5 protein-coding genes are annotated in these 5401 nt (G+C 65.5%); all 5 read right to left on the bottom strand.

Annotated elements, in window-relative coordinates; all coding sequences use genetic code 11:
* Positions 1–697: S49 family peptidase (locus EOA28_RS23630; RefSeq protein WP_148670820.1), on the bottom strand; the 697-nt coding region annotated here is incomplete at its 3' end.
* The gene (locus tag EOA28_RS23625; RefSeq protein WP_128315333.1) at positions 687–2207 is read right to left on the bottom strand and encodes a phage portal protein; all 1521 of its coding nucleotides are present in this window, start codon (positions 2205–2207) and stop codon (positions 687–689) included. The genes EOA28_RS23630 and EOA28_RS23625, both read right to left, overlap by 11 nt.
* 2 nt (positions 2208–2209) lie before the next feature.
* Positions 2210–2428: a hypothetical protein gene (locus EOA28_RS23620; protein ID WP_128315332.1), complete on the bottom strand. Its 219-nt coding sequence runs from the start codon at positions 2426–2428 to the stop codon at positions 2210–2212.
* Positions 2421–4448 (bottom strand): terminase gpA endonuclease subunit, encoded by a 2028-nt coding sequence (locus tag EOA28_RS23615; protein ID WP_128315331.1) that lies wholly within the window; start codon positions 4446–4448, stop codon positions 2421–2423. The genes EOA28_RS23620 and EOA28_RS23615 overlap by 8 nt, the downstream gene beginning before the upstream one ends.
* Positions 4445–5092, bottom strand: coding sequence for a hypothetical protein (locus tag EOA28_RS23610; RefSeq protein ID WP_128315330.1), 648 nt, complete (start codon positions 5090–5092; stop codon positions 4445–4447). Before EOA28_RS23610 ends, EOA28_RS23615 begins: the two co-directional genes overlap by 4 nt.
* Positions 5093–5401: the final 309 nt, after the last annotated feature.

The following is a 5401-nucleotide window of genomic DNA, read 5'->3' as shown; positions in this document are numbered from 1 at the left end:
TGGCGACGTCGGAGACGAACATGTCGTAGCAGTCCTTGACGATGCCCTGCAGCCAGGCCTTGGCGGCAGCGTCGAGCGGCTCGAACGGGTTGCCCTCAATCTTGCGGGCTCCCTCGAAGATGTAGGTCACCTTGATGCCTTCGGCGGCGAGCGCCTCGCTCACATCCTGGTGCACGACATAGGCGCCAATCGAACCGACCATGCCGGACGGTGTCACCGAGATCGAATCGGCGCCGCAGGCGATCCAGTATGCCGCCGAACAGGCAAGCGTATCGGCGATGGCAACGATCGGGCGACCATCGCGGCGCGATGCACGGATCATGGCGACGGTTTCCGGAACCAGGTCGGCTTGGCCGCCGGGGCTGTCGATGTCGATCACGATCGCCGAGACGTTCGGATCGTTGGCCGCGGCTCTGAAGGCAGCCTGGAACCGTGAGAGCAAGGCAGCCGGTTGGCTAATGTCGGTGATAGCCTCGGCACGCGGCAGGATTGGCCCGAAGAGGCGCAGGATCGCGACATTGCCGTTCTGGACCGAGGCGTCCGGCTGTTCGGCCGGCGTATCAGTGAAGGCTTCCGAGCGCCGGCCGTGCTCCGCGCGAAAGGCAAGAATCTCGGCAATCTGCTGCCCCTTGATAGGCTCGATGAACAGCGGCTGCATGGCGAAGGCCCGCAGCACACGGCTGATGTCATGCGCCATTCTGGTTGTCCTGTGCGGGTGGTGGATCGGGTTGGAGCGCCGTCGACAGCGCCTGGTTCATGAACTGGCTTTCGGCAAAATCGAGGCCGAGCCTTTCCTCGCGCGCCTTGTCGGCGGCGATACGCGCGTCGGTTTCCTCCGGATCGTCGCCCATCGCCTCGATGACGTCGGAGCGCGCCTTGAAGCCGGCCTTTACCGCCAGCACCTCAGCCATCAGGTCCTTGAGCGGATCGATCCAGTCCCATTTCGGTGTGATCCACTTGGCGCGCAGGAAATCGCGCGCACGTGCCTGGAACGCGGCCAGGGAGACGGTGATCGCGCCAACGAGGACGGCATCGTTGATGAACCGCTTCCAGATCGGACGGCAGAACTGGAACACCATGATGGCGTGCTGGTCTGGCTCGATGCTGCGCTTGAAGGTGATCATGCCGCCGCGCTGCGAACCGTAACTCGATTGCCTCAGATCGCCCGTCATGTCGGCATAGGGCACACCCATGCCGGCCGCCCTGGCCAGGAAATTGCGGTACTGGAACGCCTCGTAATTGCCGCCGACATCCGCCGGCTCGGCAAACTTGACATCCTCGCCGGGGTCGAGCTTGACGGTTGCGCCGGGCTCAAGGGCGACACCGTTAGCGACGCCATCGGTTTCGGCCTGCTTTTCGCCGTCGACAAGCGGCGAATCCTCTTCCGGCGCGTCGCTGGTGATGAAGGCGCCGAAGAGCGAGGCCGTGCGCTTGCGCTCGAGTTCGCCGTCATTATACGAATCATGGATCGCCGTGACGATGATCGACGACAGGATATGCGGGATGCCGCGGATCTGGCCGGCACGCACCGGCTTGAAGAGATGCAGGACCTCTTCCGCCGGCACGACCGTCTTCAGGCCGGCAAGGTTGCCGAAGGTCTGGTCCGCGCCAGGATGCTGGCGCCAGAAATGGTAGGCGACGCGACGGCCGATAGCATCGAACTCGATGCCCATCTCGACGCGATTGCCGTTGCCAAGATCGCGGTTGTCGGCGAGATCGAGCATCTCCGCTGGCAGCAGCTGAAGCTGGAACGGGACGGTCAGCCCATCCTCGACGCGGCGGGCGCGCAGCCGCACGAAGCATTCGCCAGCCTCGAACATCTCGCCGGCGACGATCGTCTGCTGGCCATAGAAATCGGTCAGGCCGTCGGCATCGCTCTCGTCAGTCCAGTCGAACCAGGCGAGCTGGATTTCCTTCTTTAGCGCCGGATTGTCCTGGACCAGCGACGACGGCTTGATGCCGGTGCCGACCAAGGCCGCGACATAGACCCGCTTGGCCTGCACGGTTTCCGGATTGTTGGCCGCAAGATAGCGAGAGCGCGCCAACACCGTGCGGCCATACTGGCGGATCAGGCTGTTGATCGCGACCGTCGACGTCGGCACCGAGCGCATGCGGCGCACGTTCTTGCCGGCGTCGAACGGTTGCGGCCGCGGCGCAAAGCCAACCATGCCGCGGAAGCCGCTGGAAAGCCGCGAAAGCAGCGACATGCTCAATAGCCCCTGCCGGACTGGTAGGCGTAGCGCAGACGCTTGCGCGGCGAGCCGCTGGCGGCGGCAAGGTCGCTTTCAAGCTGGCTGATGATCTTCTCGATCTCTGCCAGGGTGCGGAACGTCGTCAGCGCCTCGCCATGCTTGACGGTGAGCACGCCCGTGTCGCGTGCCTTTTTTAGCTGCTCGAGCCTGGTCGTGATCGTCGCTGCATCAGCCATCGGTCATCCATGAGCTGCGGCGGACTTTCGCCCGGGGTTGAGATTTGGCCGGAGGCTTTGGAGCAACCGGCTTGGCGGGAGATGGCGCGGCGGCCGATGCCTTTTGCGGCGAGGCCGCCGGCGCGCTAAGCATGTCTTCGAGGTCGAGCTGCGCGCCTTCCGGTGCCGGCGTCTCGCGTTCGGCCTCGTAGCGGTCCCAGAGCCGGTCGGGCATGGCGCGCAGGCCGAGCTTGATCGCGGCGGCCTCGGCCTGCAGATGTGTGTCGAGGCCTTCATTGGCCTGCGCCGGATCCTTCACCCATTCATAGGCGATGAAGCCGGTCTTGAGCCGCTTCGCCCGCCGCGTCTCGGCGGTCAGCTGCTTGAAATACTCATCCTCGAGGCCCTTGGGCAGGGCGACGAAGCCGCGCTCCAGCGGGTCGGCCTTCACCAGGTTGCGGTAAAGGCCCATCTTCAGCACCGAGGTGGCGAAGTTGTAGAAGCGCTTCGAATAGGCGAGCAGCTTGCCGGCCTTGTTGCGCTCCTTCTTCACCCTGGCGATCAGCGCCGCCGATTCCGACGGCACGCCGCGCACCATGATCACCTTCGACGAAGGATGGCGCTTGGCCCAGCCCCAGACATCCTCGGTCCAGGCGTTGCCGTCGATCGCCAGCATGTCGATGCCGATCCTGCGGCGGTAGCCGTTGACGAAGGTCTGTTTGGTGAGCCCGTCGAGGAATTCCCAGCATTCCTTCGACGAGATGTGGCCGGGAAACACGCCATACTGGACGACGGCGCGGCGGAAATCGCGCGCCCAGGCGACCACCTGCCATTCGACGCGGTCGGCCTGGCAGTCGATGCCGGCCGTCACGATCGGATAACCGACCGGGATGGTTCCGCGCGGATAGTCGGATTCGGCGGCGCGGTCGCGAAGCGACTCCCAGGGCGGCGCCTCGCCGAGCGTCTTGTAGGCGCGGCCGACGACGTCGTTGAAGAAGGTCTGTTCCGAGGCCGGATCGCCGCGGGCGTTGAGCCAGGCCCGCGCAATGCGCTCGAACGACTGTAACAGCGAATAGGCCGACCAGAGGTGGAACGAGCGGTGGAAGCGTCGCGCCTTCGGATTGGCGGCGCGCCAGACTTCCTCGCCCTTGGCCTCGAGCTCGCGCGCGGCCTTGAACATGGCCGGGCGGTCGTGCTCCTCGATGATGCCGCCGCATTCCGGATCGACGCAGGTGAAGTGCGAGCGCTCCGGCTGCTCCTCGTCGAGGTTAGCCAGAAAATTCTCCCACTCCAGCGTCTGCATGTGGCCGCAGTGCGGGCAGGGGAGATGAAGGCTTTCCTGGCTGCCGTCCTCGAAATTCTTGGTGATGCGGCAGCCGGGCGAGACCAAGGGCGTCGAGATCTTGAAGATCTTGGCGAACTCATGCGCCTGGGAGCGCGAGTCGGCCTGCGTCTCCGGGTCTCCGGCGTTGTTCATCTCCCATTTGGCCAGGTCATCCTGCACCTGGCGCTTCATCGTCACCTGCGAGAGCGACGCCGGCGAGTTGGCGCCGGAGATCTGGATGGCGCCGCGGCCGTCGATACGTTCCTTGTAGAGCACCGAATCGGAGCCGTCGCGGGCCTTCATCGGGAACAGCTTTGTCAGCGCCGGCGTGCCTTTCAGCATCGGCGCCAGCTTCATCTTAGACCAGCGCTGCGCGTTGTTCTCGGTCGGATGGACGTAGAGGAAATCCCCCGGGTCCATGGCCAGCGAGCCGCCGCAGAAGATGTTGGCGAGCACCGTGCCGCCGAGCTGCGCCGACTTGTGGACCGAGACGATGCGGCAGGGATCGTCGGGCGAGAGCGAGCGCAGTATCTCGTCGAAGTAGAAGAACAGGTCCCGGTTGTAGGGGCCGGGCAGCGGGCTTTCGCGCTCGGAAAAGACGATGTTGTCTTCGGCCCAGCGCAGGTAGTCGACCGGCGGCGGCGGCGCCATGATCTCGGCCAGCACCTCGGCCGCGATGCGTTCTGCGTTGGCGACCTGGACGAAGTGCGCGGTCACGCGGCGTTGCCCTCGACGATCATCTCGACGCGCTCCGGCAGGCTGGCGGCGCGGCGCCGGGCCCGGTCGGCCGCGGCGGCCTTCTTCTCGTTGCGGATCCGGCGCAGCAGGTGCAGCACGTCGCGCTGCGGGATGCTGAACTGCGCCGCGATCGCGGTGGCGAAATCGGCGAGCATGCCGGCATTCTCGTCGTCGACAGCCTGCGCCAGCTTTGCCATCTCGGCCCTGACGGTCCCGGCATCGACCAGGCGGCCGAGCTTCTCCGCCTCTTCCTGCGCCGCGACGCGATTGCGCCGTCGTTCCGACTGCAGGCGCTCCTGCTTGATCTCGTCGTCGACCGTCTGCGGCTTGAGCGGCTCGCTCGAAGGCTTGCCGGCGCCGGCGGGGAGGAGGTCGCCGGCGTCGGCAGCTTCTCCCGGCTCGTCGAGGTCGAGACGGGTCGAGAGGCCATTGTTGAGCGCCTGGCTGATGTCGCGGCGCTGCCTGATCTGCTCGATCGCCCTCGAGACGATGATCTTGGCCGAACGCCCTTCGCCTTCGAGCGCATCCTTGCCGATCATCCCGGCCGAGATGTACTGGCTCACGCGACCCGGCGTGACGTTGATATGCCGCGCGAAGTCGCCCTTCGACATCGTGGGCTGCATGTCTTTAGCGCTCTTTAGGCTGCTCTTTAGCCACGTCTTTAGGCTCCGAAAAACCCGTCAGACTGGAGCGAGCCAGCGCTACGCCGTCCCGCATACGGTTTTGGGCCCGGGAGGACCCGCGGCTTTGTGCGGTGCGGTGCGTTCGGCGCTGCGATGCACAACGCCCGACCGTCCTGGTCGGGCGGGGTTCGATGCGGCGATGTGATCTGAATCTTTTCCATCGCGGTGAAGCAAGCCGAGCCGTTGCTCTTCGCTTCACCTGGATCCTGCTGGCGCTGCCACCGTTGCCGGCGTGCGACTCTGTCAGGT

This window comes from Mesorhizobium sp. M2A.F.Ca.ET.067.02.1.1 (genome assembly GCF_004023285.1).
GTDB lineage: Bacteria > Pseudomonadota > Alphaproteobacteria > Rhizobiales > Rhizobiaceae > Mesorhizobium.
Note: the sequence above shows the minus strand (reverse complement) of the source record. Positions and strands in the feature narration are given on the sequence as shown.

Excerpts from the sequence above, each read along its gene's own strand:
- EOA28_RS23620 (WP_128315332.1), bottom strand. The coding sequence starts at position 2,428 with ATGGCTGATGCAGCGACGATCACGACCAGGCTCGAGCAGCTAAAAAAG.
- EOA28_RS23610 (WP_128315330.1), bottom strand. The coding sequence starts at position 5,092 with ATGCAGCCCACGATGTCGAAGGGCGACTTCGCGCGGCATATCAACGTC.
- EOA28_RS23625 (WP_128315333.1), bottom strand. The coding sequence starts at position 2,207 with ATGTCGCTGCTTTCGCGGCTTTCCAGCGGCTTCCGCGGCATGGTTGGC.